This window comes from Paracoccus sp. 22332, assembly GCF_052045125.1.
Taxonomy (GTDB): domain Bacteria; phylum Pseudomonadota; class Alphaproteobacteria; order Rhodobacterales; family Rhodobacteraceae; genus Paracoccus; species Paracoccus haematequi_A.
Map to the genome: position 1 here is coordinate 1 of NZ_JBQEOI010000130.1, position 629 is coordinate 629.

The following is a 629-nucleotide window of genomic DNA, read 5'->3' on the forward strand; positions in this document are numbered from 1 at the left end:
GCGGCTGAACTTGCGTCTTGGCATGTGTGAAGTATCCAACTTGGCAGTTGTGAAGTATCCAAGTTACATTTCCTGCCATTAACACACATCCGAAAACAGCCTTCACAGATCAGGGGGATTCAGGGCCGCTCTCCGAGCCTGCCGAGTGGGGCTGCAAGGCAACGATCCGGGAGCAAGGGGCAGGGATGCCGTTCTGGCGAGGGCACCGGAGGGGCAAGCAGCAATGGCCCCTCAGAGCCACGGAGAGACCCCGTAGAGGCCCGTCTCTGGTTCTTGGGTGGATTTCCCTATCGAGGGGCTGAGAGGCCCCTGTGGGGCGTTACAGCGCCTCTTTGCGGTTTTCTGATTTTCCCAGCCTGCCGACCTGGCCGCTGGGGCGGCGTGGCAGGTGAGAGAGCTGCCCGTGCCACCTGGGCCGCCCCCGAGGCGTAGCGCCCGCCGGTCAGCTCACCGGGGCGGGGCCACGTCCGCTTCCAGCAGCATCCGCACATAGCGCGTGTAGGGGATGCCGCGGGCCTTGGCCTTGGCCTTCACCGCGTCGAGCAGCGCGGCGGGCAGGCGCATGTTCAGCGAAGCCGCCTTCGGCGCGAACTCGAACCGCATCGGCTCGAAGCCCGACAGGTCGTACT

The 629-nt window shown here is 65.0% G+C and carries 1 protein-coding gene; it reads right to left on the minus strand.

Translation table 11 applies throughout. The features are described 5' to 3' along the window. Nucleotides 1-447: 447 nt before the first annotated feature. A partial coding sequence (locus ACTJI6_RS24180; protein ID WP_440804327.1) for a CopG family antitoxin occupies nt 448-629 on the minus strand: 182 nt, incomplete at its 5' end.